This window comes from Thermomicrobiales bacterium, from assembly GCA_041390825.1.
Lineage (GTDB): Bacteria > Chloroflexota > Chloroflexia > Thermomicrobiales > UBA6265 > JAMLHN01.
Genome location: JAWKPF010000041.1, coordinates 1 through 20,829, shown reverse-complemented (window position 1 = coordinate 20,829; position 20,829 = coordinate 1). Strand labels below are relative to the sequence as shown.

Genomic DNA, 20,829 nt, shown 5'->3' with positions numbered 1-20,829 from the left:
CTGCGAACTACCCGATCCGGATGCGTGGGTCGAGGATGCCGTACAAGACATCGACCAGGAAGTTGATGATGATGTACACCACTGCCACCACCAGCGTCACGCCGATGAGGCCTGGATAGTCCAGCTTCAGCGCCATGCGGACTGCGAACTGCCCCAAACCGGGCCAGGAGAAAATCGTCTCGGTGAGCACGGCTCCGGCCAGCAGACTGGCGAATGTGAGCCCGATGACCGTGATGGTCGGGATCATCGCGTTGCGGAGCGCGTGCCTGCGAACCACGCTGTATTCGCTGACGCCCTTGGCGCGCGCCGTTCGAACATAGTCGTCATTCAGAGCGGCGACCAGCGACGAGCGCAGCATGCGGGAGATGATCCCCATTGCGAACGCGCCCAGCACGATCGCCGGCAAGATGATGTGCTGGCTGAAGCTCCAGAAGGTGTCCGTCTGACCAGCCAACAGGGAATCGACAGAGATGAAACCGGTGACATGCGGAGGTTTACGCATGCCCACATCGAGCTGGCCGGATCTGGGCAGGATCTGCCACCGGTAGGTGACCAGATATGCCAGCAGCAGTCCGAGCCAAAAGACGGGGATGGAGGTGCCGATCAGGGATATGAACCGCGCGAGATGGTCTGGCCACTTTCCTTGCTTCACCGCCGCGATGATGCCGAGCGGCACGCCGACGGCGATCGCAAAGAGCATGGCGGCGAACGCCAGCTCCATTGTGGCGGGAACGACTTTCCCGAGCTCCTCGCGAACATCTTTGCGGTCGGTAATGGTCGTGCCCATGTCGCCGCGCAAAAGGTTCTTGACATAGTAGACATATTGCACAGGCAGCGGCTTGTCGAGGCCGTATTGGCGCTCCAGCGTCGCGCGCACCTCGGGCCGGTCCGCCTGCCGTTCACCAATGACAGCGTTGAGTGGGTCTCCCGGAACGGCGTGCATCAAGACGAACGTGGCGATACTGACGAAGAAGAGCACAACCAGCGCCTGAACGAAGCGGTATGCGATGTATCTCCAAAGGCCCATGCGCTTTCCCTACGTTCTCGCTGCTTCGAAGATGAGCAGGACGGGCAACAAGCGCCGTTGCCCGTCCTGCCGCAAGTCCACCGATGGTCCTCGCCGATGCGAGAACCTACTCGGTCTTGCTCCCGTTGCGCAGATTGAGGATGTACATCGGGTGCACCGTCACATCCTGAACCGCGACATTCGCCGGCTTTCGGTCGATCGGCTGGTACAGCACCACATACGGGGTGTCTGGCAGGACCAGCTGTTGGATCTGCAGGTAGATCTCTTCACGCTTGGCCGGATCGGTCTCCGCCAATCCCTGATCCAGGAGCGCATCGACTTCCGGGTTCGAATAGCCGACGCGGGCCGCCGCCGCTGTTTCGGAGCGGAAGAACGGAGTGGCATACGTGTCGACGTCCGGATAGTCTGGAGTCCAGGGAGAGATCGTTGCCTGGAAGTCCTTGTTTCGGTAGTTCCCGATGCGCTCGGTTCCAGGGAGGGGAGCCAAGACAACTTTGGCCCCGTTGATCGCTTCGATATCCGCCTTGACCGCGGTGGCCAGCGTTTCGAGGTTCACACCGCCTTCACCCACGCTGTCCGAGTCATAGGTGATCTCGATTTCCTGCTCGCCGACACCAGAGGCGTCCCAAAGCTCCTGCGCCTTTGCCAGATCGTACTGGTACGCGAACTCGAGCATAGCCTCGGACCCCGGAAGCGGCAGCGGAATCGGCAGCGCGGGCCGGACACCGGCGCCAAGCAGGATGTTGTCGATAATCGACTGGTAGTTGATTGCGTGGGCGATCGCCTGGCGCACCTGCGGGTTCGATACTGCGCCGCCGCGCTCGGGGTTCAGATTCATCGCCAGATATTGCAGCGCCAGGGTCGGACCCTCGATCAGCTGGAGATTGGGGTCTTCCTGCACCGAGGCGGCGCTATCCGGGTTGAGCGAATAGGCTATGTCCGCATCGCCGGTCTGAACGGCCTGCAACTGGGCGTTGGCCTCCGTGACGTTCGTGAAGATGATCTGGTCGAACTTCGGCGGCTCGCCCCAATAGTTCGGGTTCGCGACGAGAATGACCGAGCTCGTCAGATCCCACTGGTCGACCACATAGGGACCCGTGCCCACTGAGGTGTTGTTGATCAGCTCTTGCGCGTCCTTATTGGCGATGATGCTGGCATCGGCTGCCTTCTCGTCGTCGGTCGCGTCGTCGGCATACGTTGGCTTGTCGGTAGTGCCGCCAAACTCCATCACTTGCTTGCTGTCGGTGATCGACAGAGGCGTCGAAGAGAGCACGGCAGCGAGACCTGAGTTCGGAGCCGCCAATGTGAACTCGATGGTGTAGTCGTCGACCTTCTTCACCTCGGTCCAGTAGTCGGTCGCAAGGAATGACGGCTGGAACTGCGTCGCAGCCAGGCGGTTGAAGGAGAAGATGACATCGTCCGCGGTCATCGGGTTGCCAGTGTTGGCGAAGGTGATGTCCTGGCGGAGTTTGACCGTGGCGGTCAGCAGATCGTCGCTCAGCGCTGGCATGCCATCGGCCAGCAGCGGCTGGATGGCAGTGGGGTCGGACCCATCCGGCGAATAGTAGAGCGGTTCGTAGATGACGAACATCGCCATCGTGGGATTGATCTCGTAATACCAGGCCGGATCGAGGGTGAGCCAGTCACCGCCGGAGATCGTGTCGGCAATGACCAGCGTCTTTGCATCGATCTGGTTGACGATGTACCGGGATGTTCCCCCGCTCGGCGCCGCCATTGCACGGTCGACCAGCATGCTGGACAACATGGTCGCCGTCATGCCGGCCGCGCCAGCCTTGATCAAGAAATCGCGGCGATTGAGCTCGCCTTCCTGGACTCGGGTAACGAGATTGGTAATCCGGGACTCGGACATGCGCGTTCACCTCGTTCGTGACGATCCGCCGGCACGGCGCCGGCGTCAAAGACTCGCGGCACTGCGCCATCTGGCTCCTGTCGACCGAGCTTTCCACAGCCAGAACCGGCGGGGCAGCGGTCGTACCAATATGGCGCTTGCGTCGAAGTCGGGGACATTATGGGTCGCGTACTGTTCCCCGTCAACGATCTTCAGGTTCTTTTTGGCTTTGTCATCGGCTGTCGAGGGCGCGCATTTCGAAGCAACTCAGCAGCGGACTGACTCGATCGCCGCGCGCACATGCTCTTCCGGTACATCGCGTGAAATCGATACCCCGCCTTGCGCGACGAGAAGAACCCAGCTGGTCTTGCCGCTCACCCGTTTCTTGTCGCTGCCGAGCAGCTCGATCACTCTGACAGGATCGAAATCACCGCTGGTCGGCAGTCCATAGGCTTCCGCCAGCATGGCGATTTCGGCTGCCCGCTCAAGGGCAACCCGTCCTTCCCGCACGGAGAGCTGGCTCGCGGCCTGCATTCCGATCGAAACCGCTTCGCCATGCATGTACTCGTAGTCGCTGGCTTCGATCGCGTGGCCAATCGTGTGCCCGAAGTTGAGATACGCCCGAACGCCGCTTTCCCGCTCATCCGCTTCGACGACGCGGCTCTTGAGCGCCACATTGCGGCGGAGTGCGTACGTCAGCGCAGGTTCTTGCAACCCGAGCAGCTGCCGGCGATTTCGGTTCAGGAATTCTTCCAGGTCGGCGGCTTCGCCGTTCGGGGTCGAAGGCTGGATGATGGCATGCTTGACGACCTCGGCCCATCCCTGCCGAAGCTCGCGCGGTGGCAGGGTCTGCAGAAAGTGCGGGTCGATCAACACGAGCGGAGGTTGATAGAACGCTCCGATGAGGTTCTTCCCGGCCGTGTGATTGATGCCGGTCTTGCCGCCCACACTCGAGTCGACCATTGCCAGCAGCGACGTGGGCATCTGCACGAATCCCACACCTCGCAAGACGGTGGCGGCCACGAATCCGGCCAGGTCCCCGACGACCCCGCCGCCCAGCGCCAGCACGAGATCGCTTCGCTCGATGTGGCCGCCGAGCATTCGGTCGTAGAGCGATTCGGCGCCGCCAATACGCTTGCTCGATTCGCCGGGAGGGACGGTCAGCCGTTCGGCAGCCAAGCCTGATCGTTCGAGGATGTCCGCGATCTCTGACCCATGCGCTGCGTCGACATTGTCATCGCTGAGGATCCAGACGCGCTTTGACTTTGTCCAACGGTGGCGGATCAGCTCACCGGCAGCATGTCGGATGCCCGGTTCGATGAAGATTTCGGACGATCCAGACGCGGCATCCAATGTCACCGAGGGAATGAGCTCTCCATCGTTCGGGAGAAGCGAATGGATCGCGTGGGCCACATCGATCGCCGAATGGCGATCGACCGGAAACGTGACTGCCGAGCGGTCGTAATAGCCGAGACGAGAGGACTTGAGGGAAGCAATGCGGCCGATGGGATCGTCGCCTGCCAGCATCGGTCGTGCGAACGCGCTTCCCTCGCGGATCTGTTGCGCTGCCAGCCGTGCGTGGATCGTTTCTGGGCGGGCGTCGAGCGTGACGGTCAGCGTTTCCGGACCACCGAGCAGATCAGGAGTCCATGCGTCGTCGGACGCTGGCGCGCCGCCACCTGTCGAGATGACGACGCGCTCCCTGCTCAGTGCCCGCGCCAGCTGAGCGCGCTCTGACTGGCGAAACGCAACTTCACCATCCTGCGCGAAGATCTCCGGAATCGTCTTGCCGTATTCCTCTTCGAGCGCGACATCCAAGTCGATCACCTCCCAGCCGAGGCGATCTGCGAGAATCCTGCTGGTGGTGGTTTTGCCAGTCCCACTGAAACCAATGAGAGCGATTCGGTGATATTCGGTCACGGTTCGGCTGGTGTCCTGCAGATGCTCCATCGATGGGAGCGCGAGCAATTGCGACCCTTATGCTACCCGGTCCAGGCGATGAGGTCTTGCGCCCATGAGCGAGCAACAACTGGTTCTGACGATCGATCAAGGCACCACGTCGTCAAGGGTCATCCTGTTCGACCGTTCCGGGCAGATGAAGTCGGTCGCCCAACGGGCGATCACCCAGCACTATCCCGCGAGTGGCTGGGTGAACCACGATGCCAACGAGATTTGGCAATCCGTTCATGGGTGTCTCTCCGAGGCACTTGCCCGTGCTGGCGCTCGGCTAGACGATGTGGCCGGTATTGGCATCACCAACCAGCGCGAAACGACGGTTGTCTGGGATCGCGCGACCGGTGAGCCCCTGGCTCCGGCAATCGTCTGGCAGAGTCGGCAGTCGGTTCCCTATGTGACCTCTATCGTCGAGCGGGGGATGGGCGAGCGTTTCCATCTGCTCACCGGGCTTGTGCCCGATGCGTACTTCTCCGCCACAAAGCTGGCGCTCTTGCTGGATGAGCATCCCGAGATCCGGCGCAAAGCAGAAGCCGGTGATGCGCTCTTCGGCACTGTGGACAGCTGGCTCGTGTACAAGCTCTCACGCGGCGCGGCTCATGTGACCGACGTCAGCAATGCCGCGCGCACCATGCTGTTCGATATCCATACGCTTACGTGGTCGGACGAACTACTGGCGGACCTGTCGATCCCCCGCGCCATGCTTCCCACGGTAGTCGATTCCAGTGGATTCGTTGCAGAGTACTCGGATTCCCAGCTTGGAGGATCGGCCCCGATCGCCGGTATCGCGGGAGATCAGCATGCCGCGCTCTTTGGGCAACTCTGTTTTGCGCCCGGCGAGGCGAAGAACACGATCGGCACGGGGTCGTTCCTGCTGATGAACACCGGCGCCAGCGTGCCGATTTCCAACTCCGGGCTGCTGGCAACCATCGGATGGAAACGCGGAGATGAGCTCTGCTATGCCTCCGAAGGTTCGGTGTTCGTTTCTGGTTCAGCCGTGCAATGGTTGCGGGACGGGCTTGGTGTGATCGAGTCATCTGCCGATATCGAGCGGCTGCTCGACACCGAATCGGGGTCGGGTGGAGTCGTGTTCGTGCCAGCTCTGACGGGGTTGGGCGCGCCGCATTGGGATCCAACCGCACGAGGCGGCATTTTCGGGATCGACCGTGGCACCACGGCAGGGCATCTGGCTCACGCGACCATCGAAGGGATTGCGCTGCAGGCTTACGAACTGGTCGAACTCATGCGGTCCGAGACCGGATTGCCGATTTCGACCCTCAAGGTCGATGGCGGAGCCGCTGCGAACGATCGCCTGGTGCAATTGCACGCGGACCTGATCGGTGTCGAGGTCGTTCGCCCGGCAGTATTGGAAACCACCGCGCTTGGCGCCGCCTACCTGGCCGGTCTCGCGGTCGGGCTTTGGGCAAACCGGGATGAACTACGCCAGAACGTCGAGATCGACCGGGTTTTCGCGCCATCGATGCCGGATGCCACACGCGACAGGCTCATTGCGCGCTGGAAAAAAGCGGTCGAACGCGTACAGAACTGGGACGTCTAGGAGCTCAGCTGCCTATTCTTCGGAGAGTTCTTGCTCTTCGATGACGCGAAACTGGGTTTCGGTTTCCTTTGGATTGCGGCGAAGCAAGAACTGTCGGCGGCTCAGGGATTCCATAGCCTGTTGATAGAAACCCTTCATGGTCTCTTTGGACGGCTTGGCGCCCTCGGAATAGTAGTAGTCCGCGGCCTTGCCGATGGCCATAGTCCCCGTGTAGGCTATTGCGACCTTGGGCACGGCGCCTCCCATGAATGGCACCAGCGCGGCGGCTTCCCGTGCGACCGTTCGCCAAAAGAAGCCCGCGCCCACCACCGGCACCATCTCCTGAAAGATCCGGCGAGAGTCGTGCAAATCCTCCCCGTGGATGGCGGCGATCTTGAAGATCAGCAAGAGCTGGTTCTTCGTCAACAGGAAGAAGTCGGCGCCCACGGTGGCAATACTGCCCAGGATCGGCACCATCGTCGGCACATTCGAGATGAGGGAGAACTGGGCGTTCGCCATCGACGTTTCATCGTTGACATGCTTGATCGCGGCAGACCGAAACGCCGGCAGAAAGCGGCCAAGCGCGACAGCCCGGTCAGGGTTGCCAGCGACGATACGGGCTCGCGCCTGGCGAAGCGCCCGCTCATCCGTCGGGTCGGTGCTGAGGAATGGCGCCGCCGCGATCTTTTCACCAGACGACCGGATGCGGTCGAGCAGCACTTTGGATTCAGCGCTTGCCTCCGGGTCGTAGATGATGACCACATCGAATCCTTCGACCGGCAAGTGCCCTTCGTCCAGTCTTCGAATCGTGACGTAGCCAGAGTATTCGAGCCCGGTGAGGTTCGCGGCAATCCGCTCGGCCATGTCGCGCTGATCGGAAAGGATCAGCACGCTTGGCGGCGTCATCGCCTGATCTCGAATCTCATCGAGACTCAACTCGCGGATGATGCTCCACACGCCCTTGGCAGTGGAGAACGGTTCCATTCCTCGCATCGTCGTTCCTGGGTCTTCCTAGTTATGCGCCAGGTTCGATCCTGCGCCGCTCATTGATACCCCATCCAGCGAATCTCCACGGGTTGCCCAGCCTCGATTCGCTCAATCGATTCCGGCAAGATCGCAAGACCGTTCACCGCCAGAAGCGACGACACGATCCCCGAACCGCGATGAACGGTTGGGGCGATCCAGAGCTGTCCAGCCGAATCGATTCGAACGTGTCCGCGAATCACATCGGTGCGTCCACGCGCGCCCGTCAGCGGCTCCGTCGCAAGTGCGAAGCGTCGGTCGGAATCGTCTTTGCGCCCGCTGAGCAGGCCGATGGCCAGCCGGCCGAAGAACTCGAACCCAACGAATGCCGCAACAGGATTCCCCGGGAGCGAGAGGACGACGGCTTGACCGAAACGCCCAAAACCGAAATGCCTGCCGGGGCGAAGACGGACATTCCAGAGCTCTGCCTCTGGATGTCCATCGAGCAGCCCGGCCATGGTGTCGGCTGTGCTGTCGGAGATACCCCCGCTCGTGATGATGAGATCGGACTCCTGCCCCAGGTCATCGAGAAGCTCGGAAAGACCCGAACTGTCACCATCGCTCTGCGCGACACGGACAACGTTGCCTCCGGCGCACTGAACCTGAGCAGCAAGCATCGGACCATTCGCGTCGGGAACCTGCGCAGGCTTGCTCGAGGGAAGCAACTCCTGGCCAATCGACAGAATCGAGACCACCGGGGCCGCGATGACCGACGCGGTCTCGCATCCAAGCGCCGCCAACAAACCGATTTCCTGGGGCCGGATGACGGTACCTGGGGAGAGAACCGGCATTCCTGCCCGGACGTCTTCGCCGGTGGGGCGAACATGTTGCCCGGTTGCGACTGGCTGTGTGAGCACGATCTCGTGGCCCCGCTCCAGGACGGTCTCGTGGGGAACAACCGCGTCGCAGCCGTTGGGGAGTGCTGCTCCAGTACTGATCCGCACGGCAGAGCCCGGTTTGCACGTCCCCGTCCAGATTTCGCCAGCCTCGACGGCTCCGGCAACCATGAGACGAGTTGCGGCAGTTTCCGATGCCCGGCTCGTGTCGGCGGCGCGAACGGCGAAGCCATCCATCGCCGAGTTTGTGAAGCGCGGGAGATCGAACGGCGCAACGAGTTCTTCCGCGACGACGAGCCCCAGGATCGAATCGAGCGGGAGTGAGCACGGAGACTTCGATGCGATTCGCTGGAAAAGGCGACCGCGCGCCTGCTCGACCGAGAGATCGAGTCGGACGCGCGGCGGAAAGGAATCGTTCAGTGGTTATGCCTGCTCGGCGAAGCCGGCCATGGTGTCGACCAGACCCTTGACCGATCCGGCTGACTTCTCGAGTGCGGCTTGCTCGTCGGCGGTGAGGGTCAACTGATAGATCTCCTCCACGCCGCCAGCGCCGAGCTTCACTGGCACGCCGACGAAGATACCGTCGATGCCATATTCGCCCTGAAGCAGCACGCTACACGGAAGCACGCGCTTCTTGTCGAGCAGAATCGAATCGACCATCTCGACCACCGATGTTCCCGGCGCATACCAGGCGCTTCCGGTCTTGAGCAGACCGACGATCTCGGCGCCGCCGTTGGCAGTGCGCTCCTCGATGGCCTTCACACGATCTGCCGGGAAAAGCTCGGTGATGGGAATACCGGCGATGGTGGAATAGCGCGACAGGGGAACCATGGTGTCGCCGTGGCCGCCGAGCACCAGGGCAGACACATCCTCGACCGAGACGCCTGCTTCCATGGCAATGAAGGTGCGGAACCGGGCGGAATCGAGTACCCCGGCCATGCCGATGACGCGCTCGCGCGGGAACCCGGCAGCATCGAATGCGACATGGCACATGGCATCGAGCGGGTTGGAAACGACGATGATGATTGCGTTTGGCGAGTGCGCGATGACTTGCTCCGTGACCGACTTGACGATGCCCTGATTGGTGCGGAGAAGATCGTCGCGGCTCATGCCTGGTTTGCGCGCGATGCCGGAAGTGATGACGACAACATCGGAATCGGCGGTTTCTTCGTACCCGTTCGAGCCGGTGATTTGGGTGTCGTATCCCATCAACGGCCCGACTTGCATCATGTCGAGCGCTTTGCCCTGCGGCATGCCTTCGACAATGTCGACGAGGACGACATCCGCGTAGTCTCGCAGCGCGAGCATTTGGGCGACCGTGCCCCCAACCATACCGGCTCCGACGACCGTGACTTTGCTGCGCTTGCTTGCTGCCATGAGACGTTCACCCGCTCCCTTTGCTTCGCAATCTGGTGCGTGCGGCCGCATGCCACACCCCAGCACGATAGTATAGGCGGCGGAAAACGCCAGCCGCCCGAGTCATCGAACGAAGTGAGAGCATGCTCAATCCGCCGCCAGTCGATCTTCATCTCCATCTGCTGCCAAATGTGGACGATGGTCCATCGCGGCTCGATGAATGCGATGCAATGCTGCGTTTCTTCGCTCAGCTTGGGGTCAAGCGGCTCGCCACCACTCCACATCTACACGGACCGCTCGACGAGCGGCAGCGACGGCTGGTGGAGAGTGGATTGGGCGCGATCTCGCCAATGCTGACCAACTACGGCGTTTCCGTGACGCCGGGTTTCGAGGTTCTGCTGACGCCCGACGTGCCACAGCGATTGGCGGACGGAGAGCCAATTGGCTATGCCGGCACCAACGCGGTCCTGGTCGAGTTGCCATTCGAGTTTTGGCCGGAGCAGTCCGCCGAGACGATCTTCGAGATACAGACCGTCGAATTCCAACCGGTGCTGGCGCATCCGGAGCGATACGTTGCCGCGCAACACGATCCGCGCAAAGTCATGGAGTTGGGCGAACGGGGGGTCATCATGCAGGTGACCTATGCCAGTCTCGCAGGGGTCAATGGCCGATCGGCGCGATCTCTTGGTGAGCAGATCATTCGTGACTGCCCTCGGGTGATTCTGGCAACCGATGCACATGGCAACGGCACGCGGCTCCGTTCGTTCGAAGCGGGGCTCAGCCGAGCGACAGAAGTGGTCGGTCCGGTGCGGGCGGCTCAGATGTCGGCGTCCAATCCCGCGTCGATTCTGGCCAACCAGCCGTTTCCCATTCAGGCGCCGCTGGAGCGAAAACCAGAGCAGCGATCGTTCTTCGGTCGCGCGAAGCGTTCCGGTGGCCGCTGGGGTGACCGCAAGGGCTGGTGACCGTCGGCGGTGTTCGCGATCATGTGGTACCATCACCCGTCGTTGAATCGCATATTCCCCGATAGCTCAACGGTAGAGCGCCCGGCTGTTAACCGGTAGGTTCGTGGTTCGAATCCACGTCGGGGAGCCTTCAGACTTCATCAGCATCGAGATCGGCGCGTTCTGACGCGTTTCATGTCATGCCCGCTCCCTTAAACCGCCGTGGTTCCCTTCGTGCGGTCATTCGATCTTGCGAAGCGCTGAACCCTTGTGTGCCGCGATGTGGTCGGTCTTGTCACTCCTGATCTCGTACTGCGGGTCGTCCGGTGTAGCGTGATGGGTGTAGCCCTTGTAGTCGAAATCGCTGGTGTGCACCGCGATGATGGTGCCCGAAACCTCTCCGGCCTCTGAGTTCCACCTGACATGGTCACCGACCTCGAAACGATCCATCATGTTCTCCTCTCTCCGCGAGCAGACCGCAGATGATTGCCGATCCATGAACGCGAACAACGAGAAAACCTCATCCGATCACGACGGCAGCCGAGACATCTTTACGATCGGGCATTCCTCGTTGCCGATCGACCGGTTTGTAGCGCTCCTGCGGAGCCACGACATCGATCTTCTGGTCGATATTCGACGTCACCCCGGGTCGCGGCATGCGCCGCAGTTCGGCGGCGAGCCTTTGCGTGAGTCGCTCGAAGCCGCAGGGATTGCCTATCTGGCGCTGCCTGCGTTGGGCGGACGCCGTCCTGCCCGCGCGGATTCACGCAATCAGGCATGGCGGAATTCATCGTTTCGAGGATACGCCGACTACATGGAGACCGCTGATTTTGCGAACGGCCTCGATGAACTAACGGTGTTGGCGCGAGAGCACCGAGTGGCCATCATGTGCGCGGAAGCAGTTTGGTGGCGGTGTCATCGAGCGCTCGTCTCCGATGCGATGGTCGCAGAGGGATGGCAGGTTCGGCACATCATGAGTGACGGATCAACTCAGCCGCACCGTTTGTCTGCGCCTGCGCGCATCGTCGATGGGAGATTGACGTATCACGAAGACGCGTCTGGAACCGAGCAGTCCCTGGGGTAGGCGAGGTCGTTTCTCAGGCATCGGTTGGGGCCGAACTCGGCCTGGTCAGTTGGAGCTTCGGGCGTCGGAGGCTCGACCGGGATCGACTGTTTTGGCTGAACGAATGCTGTTGCCGCTGATTGCCGGGTTTCATGGGCCATCCCACTCACGAAACACGGCAGATCGATCCGGCGCGAAGTCAACACCCGTTTCGTGTCAAGATTTGCCCATTGGAAGACGACAAGTGGGGAGTCACCGAACCGATTCCCAACTTGCCGTTCGTTGCGCGCCGGGGCCGATACCCCATTCGAAGGCGCCGGACTTCAACTGGAGACACGAATATGGCGGACCACTTTCGGAACCTCATCGATGGCAAATGGGTCGATGCAAAAAGCGGCAAGACGTTCGAGCGTCGCAACCCGGCCAATGGCGAGCTGGTGGCCGAGTACACGAAGAGCGACGCCAGCGATGTCGACGCGGCTGTTTCGGCAGCAGCCAGGGCGTTCAAGAGCTGGAGGCTCTATCCGGCGCCCAAGCGCGGTGAGTTGCTCTATAAGGCAGCGCAGATTCTCAACGAGCGCAAAGAGCAGTTCGCGCGCGAAATGACCGAGGAGATGGGGAAGGTCATCTCCGAGGCACGGGGCGACGTGCAGGAAGCGATCGACATGACGTTTTACATGGCCGGCGAGGGGCGCCGCCTTTATGGCCAGACGACGCCTTCCGAGCTTCCGAACAAGTTCAACATGTCCGTGCGCAAGCCGCTTGGGGTCGCGGGCATCATCACGCCCTGGAACTTCCCGATGGCGATCCCGTCGTGGAAGATGACACCCGCGCTGATTGCCGGGAACACGGTGGTGTTCAAGCCGGCGTCGTTCACACCACGTATGGCGGTGCGCTGGGTCGAGGTGCTGCAGGAAGCCGGCATTCCCGACGGTGTCGTGAATCTCGTCATCGGCGGTGGCGAGGATGTGGGTAAGGCCATCGTGGATCATCCCGATGTGGCGCTTATCTCGTTTACCGGTTCGACTGAGACCGGTGTCGCGCTGGCGGCTCGCGCGGCGGCTCTGAACAAGCGTGTTTCGCTGGAGATGGGTGGCAAGAATGCTGTCATCGTGCTCGACGACGCCAATCTGGAACTGGCGGTGGACGGCATCCTCTGGAGCGCTTTCGGCACGTCTGGCCAGCGATGCACCGCGGCGAGCCGGGTGATCGTGCAGCGCGGAGCGCAGAAGGAACTGGTCGAGCGGCTCGTCGCCCGTGCGGGCGGTATGCGCCTGGGGGACGGGTTGGACGAATCGGTTCAGATCGGGCCGGTGGTCAGCAAGAAGCAACTGGAAACCATTGGCGGCTACGTCAAGATCGGGCAAGAGGAAGGAGCGCGTCTGGCGGCGGGTGGCGGTATTGCCACTGAGGGAGCGCTGGGCAAGGGATTCTTCCACGAACCGACCATTTTCGATGAGGTCGGACGCGGAATGCGGATTGCCAATGAGGAGATCTTTGGCCCGGTCACCTCGATCGTGCCGGTCGATTCGCTGGACGAGGCCATCGATGTCGCGAATTCCGTCGAGTATGGTCTCTCCGCATCGATCTTCACGCAAGACATCAACAACGCCTATCGAGCGATGCGCGACATTTTCACCGGCATCCTCTATGTGAACGCCGGGACCACCGGAGCAGAAATTCATCTTCCGTTTGGGGGAACCAAGGCGACCGGCAACGGGCATCGGGAAGCGGGTACCGCGACGCTCGATTTCTACACCGAATGGCAGAGCGTTTACGTCGACTTCAGCGGCAAGCTGCAACGGGCGCAGATCGACAATCAGTAAGAACTGAAAACCGGGAACTGGAGAGCATCGCGCTTTCCAGTTCCTCGGCGCTCTCGACCTATATGCTGTAGTTCGGAACCGCGGTGCCCTGTCTGGAGCGGATGACCAGATCCTCGAAGGTAAGCGATCGCAGGAACGCCACCGAGATGTCGTTCAGTTCGTGCCAGACCTGATGGACCGGATCCATGCCCATCGGTGTCTGGTGGGGATGGTTCTTGTTGATCTCGCCGCTGTCCAGAACCTGAAAGGCGTCGAACAGCGTGATTTCCGACGGATCACGCGCCAATTCATGACCGCCGGAGGGACCACGCACGCTCCGGATCAGACCGCCGCGGTTGAGCGCGCTCAAGACCTGGTGCAGATACGCTTCTGGCATTTGCTGACGCTGCGCGATCTCTCGGCTCTGCACGGTTCCCTGACCGTAGTGGAGCGCTAGATCGTAGAGCGCGCGGACTCCATAATCAGTTCGGCTTGAGACGCGCATTCAACCCCTCGTTCATCCGACCGGACACGTAGCCTTCCAGATCGAGCGTGACATACCGATACCCGGCCGCGCGGACTCCGCGGGCAATTTCTTCCCGATCGGCGATGGCGTCGGCCAGTTGGTCCGCGGGCATCTCGATGCGAGCAATCTCATCATGATGCCGGACCCGGAACCCCCGGTAGCCAAGACGGCGCAGGTGGCTTTCTGCTTTGGCCACCTGCGCGAGTTTTTCGACCGTGATCGGGTCACCGTACGCAAAACGGGACGAGAGACACGCGGCGGCAGGCTTGTCCCATGTTGGAAGCGCGAGCCACTGTGAGAGATCGCGAATCTCCTGCTTGGTCAAGCCGGCCTCCTGCAAGGGGCTGCGCACCCCAAGTTGATTCGCCGCGCGAATGCCGGGCCGAAAATCCCCAAGGTCGTCCGCGTTGGTGCCGTCGAGCACTGCAGCATATCCATGTTGGGCCGCGTACGCCTGGAGCTGCGTGTAGAGCTCTGTCTTGCAGAAGTAGCAGCGTTGGTGGGAGTTGTTCGCATAGCGGGGGTCGGTGAGCTCCATGGTGCGGACCATGACGTGCACCGCGCCGATCTCCGCGGCGACCGCACGCGCTTCTTCCATTTCTTCAGGGGCATAGGTCTCGGACAAACCGGTGGCTGCGACGGCGCGATTGCCGAGCGCGAGAACGCTCGCCTTCAACAGCAGCGCGCTGTCGACGCCACCGGAGAATGCCACCACACATGAACCGAGGGAGCCGATCGCACCCAGGAGCGCGTTCCACTTCGTTTCGAGCTCTGGTGAAAGCGATTCGATCTGCGGCACGTCTGCTCCATTGGCGCCCGGGCAGGGGCGCAGTTGCGGGTGAGAATTAACCGAATCTTCATCAGGACTTTGGAAATCCTTCAATTTCGGTTGATATCCTCAGCCGATGGTAAGATATCCGATGGTTTTCCAGCCAGATTGCTGGATTCGAACAGGTTCATCGTAGGTTTTTGCTCGCGAGACGGCAGGGTCACGCGAGTTCGCGAACAGAGGAGAAACATGTCGGAACGACCAGTCAACAAGCTCAACGAACTATACAAGGAGTTCCTTTCCGGGCAGATCGATCGCCGCACGCTCATGCTGCGCGCCAGCCAAATTGGACTCTCGGCCGCAGGCCTGTCGATGTTCATGCGCGGCGTTCCGGCCTCTGCACAGGATGCGACTCCTGAGCCGGCAACCGGTGACGTGGCGCTGCCGGGCGGCTTCAAGTCGTTGACGCGCGAGGAATACAAGGCCATGCTGGGTGAGGTGTATCCCTTCACCCTCGAAGAGCAGCCGGCCGGCGGCACGTTGATTCTCGGCAGCACCTCGTCCTCGAACTTGACCACGGTGAACTACTTCTTCGCGGACAATTTCCCGACGCAAGACATTTGCGGTCTGATGTTCGAGTCGCTCGTTGGCGCCTTCCCGAACCCGGACAACAATGCCGAGTACCTGCTCAATGGGCAGTTCTTCGTCCCGGGCCTTGCCGACTACTACGAGATCGCAGAAGACGGCCGCACCTATACCTTCTACCTGAATGCAGACGCGACCTTCCACGATGGCACGCCGGTGACGGCGCAGGACGTGGTGATGGTCTGTGATGCGCAGGCGAACGAGAACTCGGGCAGCTCGTACTCGAGCTCTTTCCTTGCGACCCTCGAGTCGTGGACCGCGATCGATGACAAGACCTTCCAGTGGGTGACGCTCGAGGCCTTCCCGCAGTTGGTCGTCTTCCCGAACATTGCGCTGCCGGTGCTGCCGTCCAGCATTTGGGGCGACGTTCCGGTCGAAGAGTGGCAGACCGATCCGGGCAGCACGGGCACCGACCCGTCCCGCGTCGTGGGTTCTGGCCCGTTCAAGTTCGTCGAACTGAACGAAGGCGAAGGCACCACCACTCTGGTTCGCAACGAAGACTACTGGGACAGAGTCCCGGCCGTGGAGACAGTGATCTTCCAGGTTTGGCCGGACGACACTGCTGTGACCGAGGCGCTGCGCGCTGGCGATCTCGACATGCTGATGGACCCGGTCACCCCGGCCGATGTCGAGAGCCTGCAGGCCGAGGAGAACCTGAACGTCGATGTCTACGACTCGTACCAGTTCGGTTTCTTTGGCTACAACCTCGACCCCGAGAAGACTCCGCTCTTCCAGGACGTCAAGGTTCGCCAGGCACTGATCTATGCCCTCGACCGCCAGGCGTTGGTCGATAGCGTCCTGCTCGGCTATGGCGAGGTCGCCAATGGCACGCAGCCGACCCTCTCCGAAGCCTATGCTCCCGAACTGATCAATACCGTCTACAACTACGATGTCGACAAGGCCAACTCGCTCCTCGACGAAGCTGGTTGGGTTGCCGGTTCGGACGGCATTCGCGAGAAGGATGGCGTGAAGCTCTCCTTCGAGATCATGTACGGCGCGGCCTCGACCAACGATCAGATCGCTTCGGCAGCACAGGACTTTTGGAAGGCTGTCGGAGTCGATGCGCAGCCGACCTCGGTCGACTTCGATACCGTGCTGATCCCGGCGATCACCGAGACCTTCGATTACCAGATGTGCATGCTGGCGTTCGACTGGGCGTCCCCCTCGGGAGATCAGTCGGCAATGTTCGGCACCGACTCCTATGGCGCGGGCTTCAACTTCATGAAGTACTCGAACCCGGCCTATGACGAGGCGAACACTGCTGCGAGCACGACGCTCGATCCGAAGGAGCGCTTCGATCTGTTGGTGAAGGCCTCGAACATCGTCAACGACGATGCCCCGATTATCATCAACTGGTTCCGCAAGGATCGCACCGGCTACAACAAGCGCATGGTGAACTTCTCCCCGCGCACGGGCAACTTGCTCTGGTCGCTGCCATACGTGGCTGTCGCCGAATAAAAGTACAGTTGCGTCGGGAGGATTCGTTCCTCCCGACGCTTCTTTGTTTGCGCTATGCTCTCAGGCAGTACCCCTTAGGCGCGCCATACCGACGTCCTCGTCGAGGTCACCTTCATGCTCCGGTACATTGTTCGGCGACTGCTGCAGATGATTCCGATCCTGTTCGGGATCACGCTCATCACGTTCCTCATCATCAACGCGGCTGGCAGTCCGCTGCAGAACATGGAGTTCAACCCGCGGGTCAAGCCCGAGGACATCGAACGTATCCGGCACAACCTTGGGCTGGATGAGCCGGTTTGGAAGCGCTACTTCATTTGGGTCGGGAATGTCCTGCGCGGCGATCTGGGACTGTCGCTCATCAACTTCCGCCCGGTCACCGATCGCATCCAGGAGGTGATGTTCAATACCCTCCTGCTCTCACTCTTGTCCACGACCATCTCGTTGGCGATTGCAGTGCCGCTGGGAATCTACGCAGCCACCCACCGCAATGGGATCGTCGATCGCGTCACCAGCGTGCTCTCGGTGGCCGGCTATGCGATTCCCACGGTGTGGCTCGGGCTCCTGCTGATCATCATCTTTTCAGTGCAGTTCGATAAGTGGGGGTTCCCGTCGCTACCAGTCGGAGGTGTGCGCGACCTGAGAGGGGACGGCGGCATCAAAGACCGAATCGAGCACTTGATCCTGCCGATCACCGCGCTTGTCATTCCGCAAGTGGGTATCTGGCTCTTCTGGGTGCGCTCGAACATGCTCGAAGTGCTCGGCCAGGACTATATGCGGGCTGCCCGCGCACGCGGACTTCGCGAGAAGTCGATTCTCTACGGTCATGGGCTGCGCAACGCGCTCATTCCGCTGGTGACGATCGTTGGCTTGACGATTCCGGATATCTTCGCGGGCGCGCTGGTTGTCGAGAATGTCTTTGCCTATCCGGGCATGGGCCGACTTACGATCACCGCGATCGGCGACAAGGACCATACGCTCGTGATGGGCATTACGCTGATCTTTGCGGTGCTCGTTATCATCGGAAATCTCGTGGCCGATCTGCTGTACGCCGTGGTCGATCCACGGATCCGGCTAGACTGAGCGTTCGGCGCGACGGAGTCCGAGAACCATGCAGACCGAACAACTCTATTCCGGCACCACCGATCCGTTCATGGGCGATCAGGCCGAGCAACAGGTGTCGATCGACTTCGAAGGACTTGGACGGGCTCGGCCAATCGAGAGCAATTGGCATCGGGCGTGGCGGCGATTCAAGGCAAACCGCCTCTCGTTGGTTGCGCTCATCGTTACCATCGGAATCTTCCTGTTCGCGATCCTCGCCCCGGTAGTCTCGCACTTCACGGGATTCAACTATTACGAAAACCACCTGGGCGACAAGCTTGCGGCGCCAGGTACTGGTGACTACATCCTCGGCGCCGATGGCAACGGACGAGACATCCTGACTCGATTGGCGTATGGAGGGCGAGTCAGTCTGCTCGTCGCTGGTCTCGCAACGTTCTCGCTTCTCATTCTGGGCGGGACGATCGGTTCGATTTCGGGCTATTTCGGTGGCTGGGTCGACACATTCCTCATGCGGAGTGCCGATGTCTTGCTCTCGATCCCCACACTGGTGCTGCTTATTCTCGTTTCCTCGTTCTACCATCCGTCTCCATGGCAGCTCGCGATCCTGATCTCACTGGTGAGCTGGGCGGGAATTTCGCGACTCGTCCGCGGACAAGTCCTGACACTCAAGAATCAGGAGTTCGTCGAAGCGAGCCGGGTGATCGGAGCCTCAGACAAGCGCATCATCGTGCGCCATTTGATGCCGAACATCATTCCGCAGCTCATCGTCTATTCCGCGCTTGCCATTCCCGGGCTCATCCTTACCGAAGCAACCCTGAGCTATCTCGGTCTTGGTGTGCAAGCGCCGCAGCCGTCCTGGGGCAACATGCTGCAGGAAGCGAAGCAGTTTGTTCGCCAATCGTGGACGTTCGTCTTTTTCCCCGGATTCATGATCTTCCTGACCTCACTCTGCACCTACCTGGTCGGATTGGGATTGCGTGACGCGCTCGATCCCCGCTTGAACGACTAGTCGCCCGGATGTTTCGACCGCCTCAGCAGGGTCCGGCCTCGTGATCGGGTTCATTGTCCGCCGGTTGTTGCAGATGATTCCTCTCCTGCTCGGTGTCACCTTCCTGACGTTCGCCATCGTGAACTTCGTTCCCGGCAGCCCGGTCAGCTCGATGCAAATGAACCCGCGCGCTCGCCCGGAAGATATCGAACGGATCACCCAGAACCTGGGACTCGACCGGCCATGGTACGAGCGCTATGCGAACTGGCTTGGCGATCTGCTCCAGGGAGACATGGGGCTCTCACTGACCAACTACACGCCGGTTACCGACCGCATACTGGGAGTGCTTCCAAACACGTTGCTCCTCACCTGCACCTCGCTGGTCCTGGCGCTATCGATCTCGGTGCCGCTGGGTGTGCTGGCAGCCGTCAAGCACAACTCCGTGTTCGACCAAGCTTCCAACGTGGTGGTCACCGCGCTGGCGGCGATCCCCAGCTTCTGGATGGGGCTGTTGCTCATCATTCTTTTCGCGGTGAAGTTCAAGGAATGGGGCCTCCCATACCTGCCAGCCAGCGGCATGCAGGATATGCGCACGACCGGCGGAGTTGCTGACCGCATCGAGCATCTCATCTTGCCCGCGTCTGCCCTGGCCATCGTCCAGGTCGCGGGTTGGACCCGATTCATCAGGGCATCGATGCTCGAAACCATCGGACAGGACTATATCCGCACCGCCCAGGCGAAAGGCTTGCCACGCCGGAGCGTGATGTACGGTCATGCCTTCCGAAATGCGCTGCTCCCACTGGTGACGCTGGTCGGATTGGCGCTTCCTGAAGTGTTCGGCGGCGCCTATCTGATCGAACAGATCTTTGCCTGGAACGGACTTGGCCGGCTCACGCTGAATGCCACCCAGGCGAATGACTACACGCTCATCATGGGCGCGACGCTCTTTTTCGCCTTTCTGACGATGCTTGGCAATCTGCTGGCCGACATCTTCTATTCGCTTGCCGATCCGCGCATCGCGCACAAGGGGTAGCGGTTGAGCGAAGCGACCTCGGCCAACGAGACGACCGAGCGGATGGCGCTCGAGTCGAACTGGTCCACGCTCGTTCCTGCACGCGGTGGCAATGCAGCCCGCGCCTGGCGGCGGTTCAAACGCAACCGCGTGGCGGTCGTGGCGTTGGCGGTGCTTATCGTGATCGTCGTTTTCTCTCTGAGCGCCGGATTCATCTCCTCATACGTCACCGGATTCGACTACGAGGAGAATCACCTCGACCTCGCCCGATCGCAACCGGGCGAGAACGGATTCATCCTTGGCAGCGACGCAAATGGGCGCGACGTGCTTACCAGGCTCGCCTATGGTGGCCGAGTGTCGCTGGTCTTTGCGACGATGGCCGCGCTGGTGACGCTCCTGATCGGTTCGACAATTGGCATGGTCTCGGGGTTCGCGCTTGGGTGGACTGATACCGCGTTCATGCGGTTTGCCGACGTGCTGCTTTCGATTCCAGCGATCTCGATTCTGGTCCTCGTGTCGTCGATCTACCGACCAGGTTATTTCACGCTCGCGCTCATTTTCTCGTTGCTGCTTTGGCCAGGCATCGCCCGTATCGTCCGTGGCGAAACAATCGCCATCCGAAATCAACCGTATATCGAGGCGGCCAGGGTAAACGGTGCGACCAACAAACGCCTGGTGGGACGGCACATCTTTCCGAACGTGTTGCCGATCATGCTGATCTGGGCGTCGCAAGTCATCCCGGCATTCATCATTACCGAGGCGGCCCTGAGCTTCCTTGGACTTGGAGTTCAGCCGCCCAGGCCGTCGTGGGGCAACATGCTGCTGGAAGCGCAGAACTACTACATGACGAACTGGACCAATGTCTTCTTGCCCGGCATGATGATCTTCCTGACGGCGCTGTCGATCAACCTGATCGGGAATGGTCTTCGAGACGCGCTCGATCCGCGCATGGAGCGGTAACGGAGAGCAGCAGGATGCT

The 20,829-nt window shown here is 61.0% G+C and carries 18 protein-coding genes and 1 tRNA gene; 10 read left to right on the top strand and 9 right to left on the bottom strand.

The genetic code is table 11. The annotated features are described in order from the left end of the window. Positions 1-7: 7 nt before the first annotated feature. From R2855_17560 to aroB, 3 genes are all read right to left on the bottom strand, one after another. Positions 8-1,027 (bottom strand): ABC transporter permease, encoded by a 1,020-nt coding sequence (locus tag R2855_17560; GenBank protein MEZ4532804.1) that lies wholly within the window; start codon positions 1,025-1,027, stop codon positions 8-10. Positions 1,028-1,133: 106 nt separating this feature from the next. Further along, positions 1,134-2,897 carry an ABC transporter substrate-binding protein gene (locus tag R2855_17555; protein MEZ4532803.1) on the bottom strand — a complete coding sequence of 588 codons (1,764 nt, stop codon included), beginning with the start codon at positions 2,895-2,897 and terminating at the stop codon, positions 1,134-1,136. A gap of 246 nt (positions 2,898-3,143) precedes the next feature. Next, the gene (gene aroB, locus R2855_17550; GenBank protein MEZ4532802.1) at positions 3,144-4,844 is read right to left on the bottom strand and encodes a 3-dehydroquinate synthase; all 1,701 of its coding nucleotides are present in this window, start codon (positions 4,842-4,844) and stop codon (positions 3,144-3,146) included. 46 nt (positions 4,845-4,890) lie between these two features. Between aroB and glpK the strand changes: the two genes are divergently transcribed. Then, positions 4,891-6,387 (top strand): glycerol kinase GlpK, encoded by a 1,497-nt coding sequence (glpK, locus tag R2855_17545; protein ID MEZ4532801.1) that lies wholly within the window; start codon positions 4,891-4,893, stop codon positions 6,385-6,387. Positions 6,388-6,399: 12 nt separating this feature from the next. Here the strand turns inward: glpK and R2855_17540 are convergent, their stop codons facing one another. Genes R2855_17540 through mdh form a run of 3 tightly spaced genes read right to left on the bottom strand, consistent with a single transcriptional unit; the run spans position 6,400 to position 9,602 of the window. Next, complete coding sequence (locus R2855_17540; GenBank protein ID MEZ4532800.1) at positions 6,400-7,359, bottom strand: hypothetical protein; 960 nt, start codon at positions 7,357-7,359, stop codon at positions 6,400-6,402. A 50-nt stretch (positions 7,360-7,409) separates the two neighbouring features. Then, complete coding sequence (locus R2855_17535; GenBank protein MEZ4532799.1) at positions 7,410-8,645, bottom strand: molybdopterin molybdotransferase MoeA; 1,236 nt, start codon at positions 8,643-8,645, stop codon at positions 7,410-7,412. Positions 8,646-8,648: 3 nt separating this feature from the next. Next, the gene (mdh, locus tag R2855_17530) at positions 8,649-9,602 is read right to left on the bottom strand and encodes a malate dehydrogenase (protein MEZ4532798.1); all 954 of its coding nucleotides are present in this window, start codon (positions 9,600-9,602) and stop codon (positions 8,649-8,651) included. Positions 9,603-9,724: 122 nt separating this feature from the next. On the opposite strand from mdh, the gene R2855_17525 reads away from it, so the two are divergent. Together R2855_17525 and R2855_17520 are read left to right on the top strand one after the other, a co-directional pair. Beyond that, positions 9,725-10,546 carry a CpsB/CapC family capsule biosynthesis tyrosine phosphatase gene (locus R2855_17525; GenBank protein ID MEZ4532797.1) on the top strand — a complete coding sequence of 274 codons (822 nt, stop codon included), beginning with the start codon at positions 9,725-9,727 and terminating at the stop codon, positions 10,544-10,546. A gap of 55 nt (positions 10,547-10,601) precedes the next feature. After that, positions 10,602-10,673: transfer RNA gene (locus tag R2855_17520), tRNA-Asn, on the top strand. Between the two features lie 92 nt (positions 10,674-10,765). Here the strand turns inward: R2855_17520 and R2855_17515 are convergent. Continuing rightward, a complete protein-coding gene (locus R2855_17515; protein ID MEZ4532796.1) occupies positions 10,766-10,978 on the bottom strand; it encodes a DUF2945 domain-containing protein in 213 nt (70 codons plus the stop codon). Positions 10,979-11,021: 43 nt separating this feature from the next. On the opposite strand from R2855_17515, the gene R2855_17510 reads away from it, so the two are divergent. Both R2855_17510 and R2855_17505 read left to right on the top strand, forming a co-directional pair. Then, entirely contained in the window at positions 11,022-11,609 is a 588-nt protein-coding gene (locus R2855_17510; protein MEZ4532795.1) for a DUF488 domain-containing protein, read from the top strand. 320 nt (positions 11,610-11,929) lie between these two features. Continuing rightward, entirely contained in the window at positions 11,930-13,414 is a 1,485-nt protein-coding gene (locus tag R2855_17505; protein ID MEZ4532794.1) for an aldehyde dehydrogenase family protein, read from the top strand. Between the two features lie 58 nt (positions 13,415-13,472). Here R2855_17505 and R2855_17500 read toward each other — a convergent pair whose 3' ends face one another. Continuing rightward, entirely contained in the window at positions 13,473-13,898 is a 426-nt protein-coding gene (locus R2855_17500) for an Rrf2 family transcriptional regulator (GenBank protein ID MEZ4532793.1), read from the bottom strand. Continuing rightward, complete coding sequence (larE, locus tag R2855_17495) at positions 13,876-14,718, bottom strand: ATP-dependent sacrificial sulfur transferase LarE (GenBank protein MEZ4532792.1); 843 nt, start codon at positions 14,716-14,718, stop codon at positions 13,876-13,878. Before larE ends, R2855_17500 begins: the two co-directional genes overlap by 23 nt. Before the next feature lie 219 nt (positions 14,719-14,937). Here larE and R2855_17490 point away from each other — a divergent pair, with 219 nt between their 5' ends. The 5 genes from R2855_17490 to R2855_17470 all read left to right on the top strand — a co-directional run bounded on the left by R2855_17490 (position 14,938) and on the right by R2855_17470 (position 20,810). Continuing rightward, entirely contained in the window at positions 14,938-16,791 is a 1,854-nt protein-coding gene (locus R2855_17490) for an ABC transporter substrate-binding protein (GenBank protein ID MEZ4532791.1), read from the top strand. 114 nt (positions 16,792-16,905) lie between these two features. After that, positions 16,906-17,871, top strand: coding sequence for an ABC transporter permease (locus tag R2855_17485; protein MEZ4532790.1), 966 nt, complete (start codon positions 16,906-16,908; stop codon positions 17,869-17,871). A gap of 28 nt (positions 17,872-17,899) precedes the next feature. After that, positions 17,900-18,859: an ABC transporter permease gene (locus tag R2855_17480; protein ID MEZ4532789.1), complete on the top strand. Its 960-nt coding sequence runs from the start codon at positions 17,900-17,902 to the stop codon at positions 18,857-18,859. Between the two features lie 40 nt (positions 18,860-18,899). Further along, positions 18,900-19,871, top strand: coding sequence for an ABC transporter permease (locus R2855_17475; protein ID MEZ4532788.1), 972 nt, complete (start codon positions 18,900-18,902; stop codon positions 19,869-19,871). Positions 19,872-19,874: 3 nt separating this feature from the next. Beyond that, positions 19,875-20,810 (top strand): ABC transporter permease, encoded by a 936-nt coding sequence (locus R2855_17470; GenBank protein MEZ4532787.1) that lies wholly within the window; start codon positions 19,875-19,877, stop codon positions 20,808-20,810. The last annotated feature ends 19 nt before the right edge of the window (positions 20,811-20,829 follow it).

Excerpts from the sequence above, each read along its gene's own strand:
- R2855_17480 (MEZ4532789.1), top strand. The coding sequence starts at position 17,900 with ATGCAGACCGAACAACTCTATTCCGGCACCACCGATCCGTTCATGGGC.
- R2855_17490 (MEZ4532791.1), top strand. The coding sequence starts at position 14,938 with ATGTCGGAACGACCAGTCAACAAGCTCAACGAACTATACAAGGAGTTC.
- glpK (MEZ4532801.1), top strand. The coding sequence starts at position 4,891 with ATGAGCGAGCAACAACTGGTTCTGACGATCGATCAAGGCACCACGTCG.
- R2855_17500 (MEZ4532793.1), bottom strand. The coding sequence starts at position 13,898 with ATGCGCGTCTCAAGCCGAACTGATTATGGAGTCCGCGCGCTCTACGAT.
- R2855_17510 (MEZ4532795.1), top strand. The coding sequence starts at position 11,022 with ATGAACGCGAACAACGAGAAAACCTCATCCGATCACGACGGCAGCCGA.
- R2855_17515 (MEZ4532796.1), bottom strand. The coding sequence starts at position 10,978 with ATGATGGATCGTTTCGAGGTCGGTGACCATGTCAGGTGGAACTCAGAG.
- R2855_17505 (MEZ4532794.1), top strand. The coding sequence starts at position 11,930 with ATGGCGGACCACTTTCGGAACCTCATCGATGGCAAATGGGTCGATGCA.
- R2855_17540 (MEZ4532800.1), bottom strand. The coding sequence starts at position 7,359 with ATGCGAGGAATGGAACCGTTCTCCACTGCCAAGGGCGTGTGGAGCATC.
- R2855_17555 (MEZ4532803.1), bottom strand. The coding sequence starts at position 2,897 with ATGTCCGAGTCCCGGATTACCAATCTCGTTACCCGAGTCCAGGAAGGC.
- mdh (MEZ4532798.1), bottom strand. The coding sequence starts at position 9,602 with ATGGCAGCAAGCAAGCGCAGCAAAGTCACGGTCGTCGGAGCCGGTATG.
- R2855_17560 (MEZ4532804.1), bottom strand. The coding sequence starts at position 1,027 with ATGGGCCTTTGGAGATACATCGCATACCGCTTCGTTCAGGCGCTGGTT.
- R2855_17485 (MEZ4532790.1), top strand. The coding sequence starts at position 16,906 with ATGCTCCGGTACATTGTTCGGCGACTGCTGCAGATGATTCCGATCCTG.
- R2855_17525 (MEZ4532797.1), top strand. The coding sequence starts at position 9,725 with ATGCTCAATCCGCCGCCAGTCGATCTTCATCTCCATCTGCTGCCAAAT.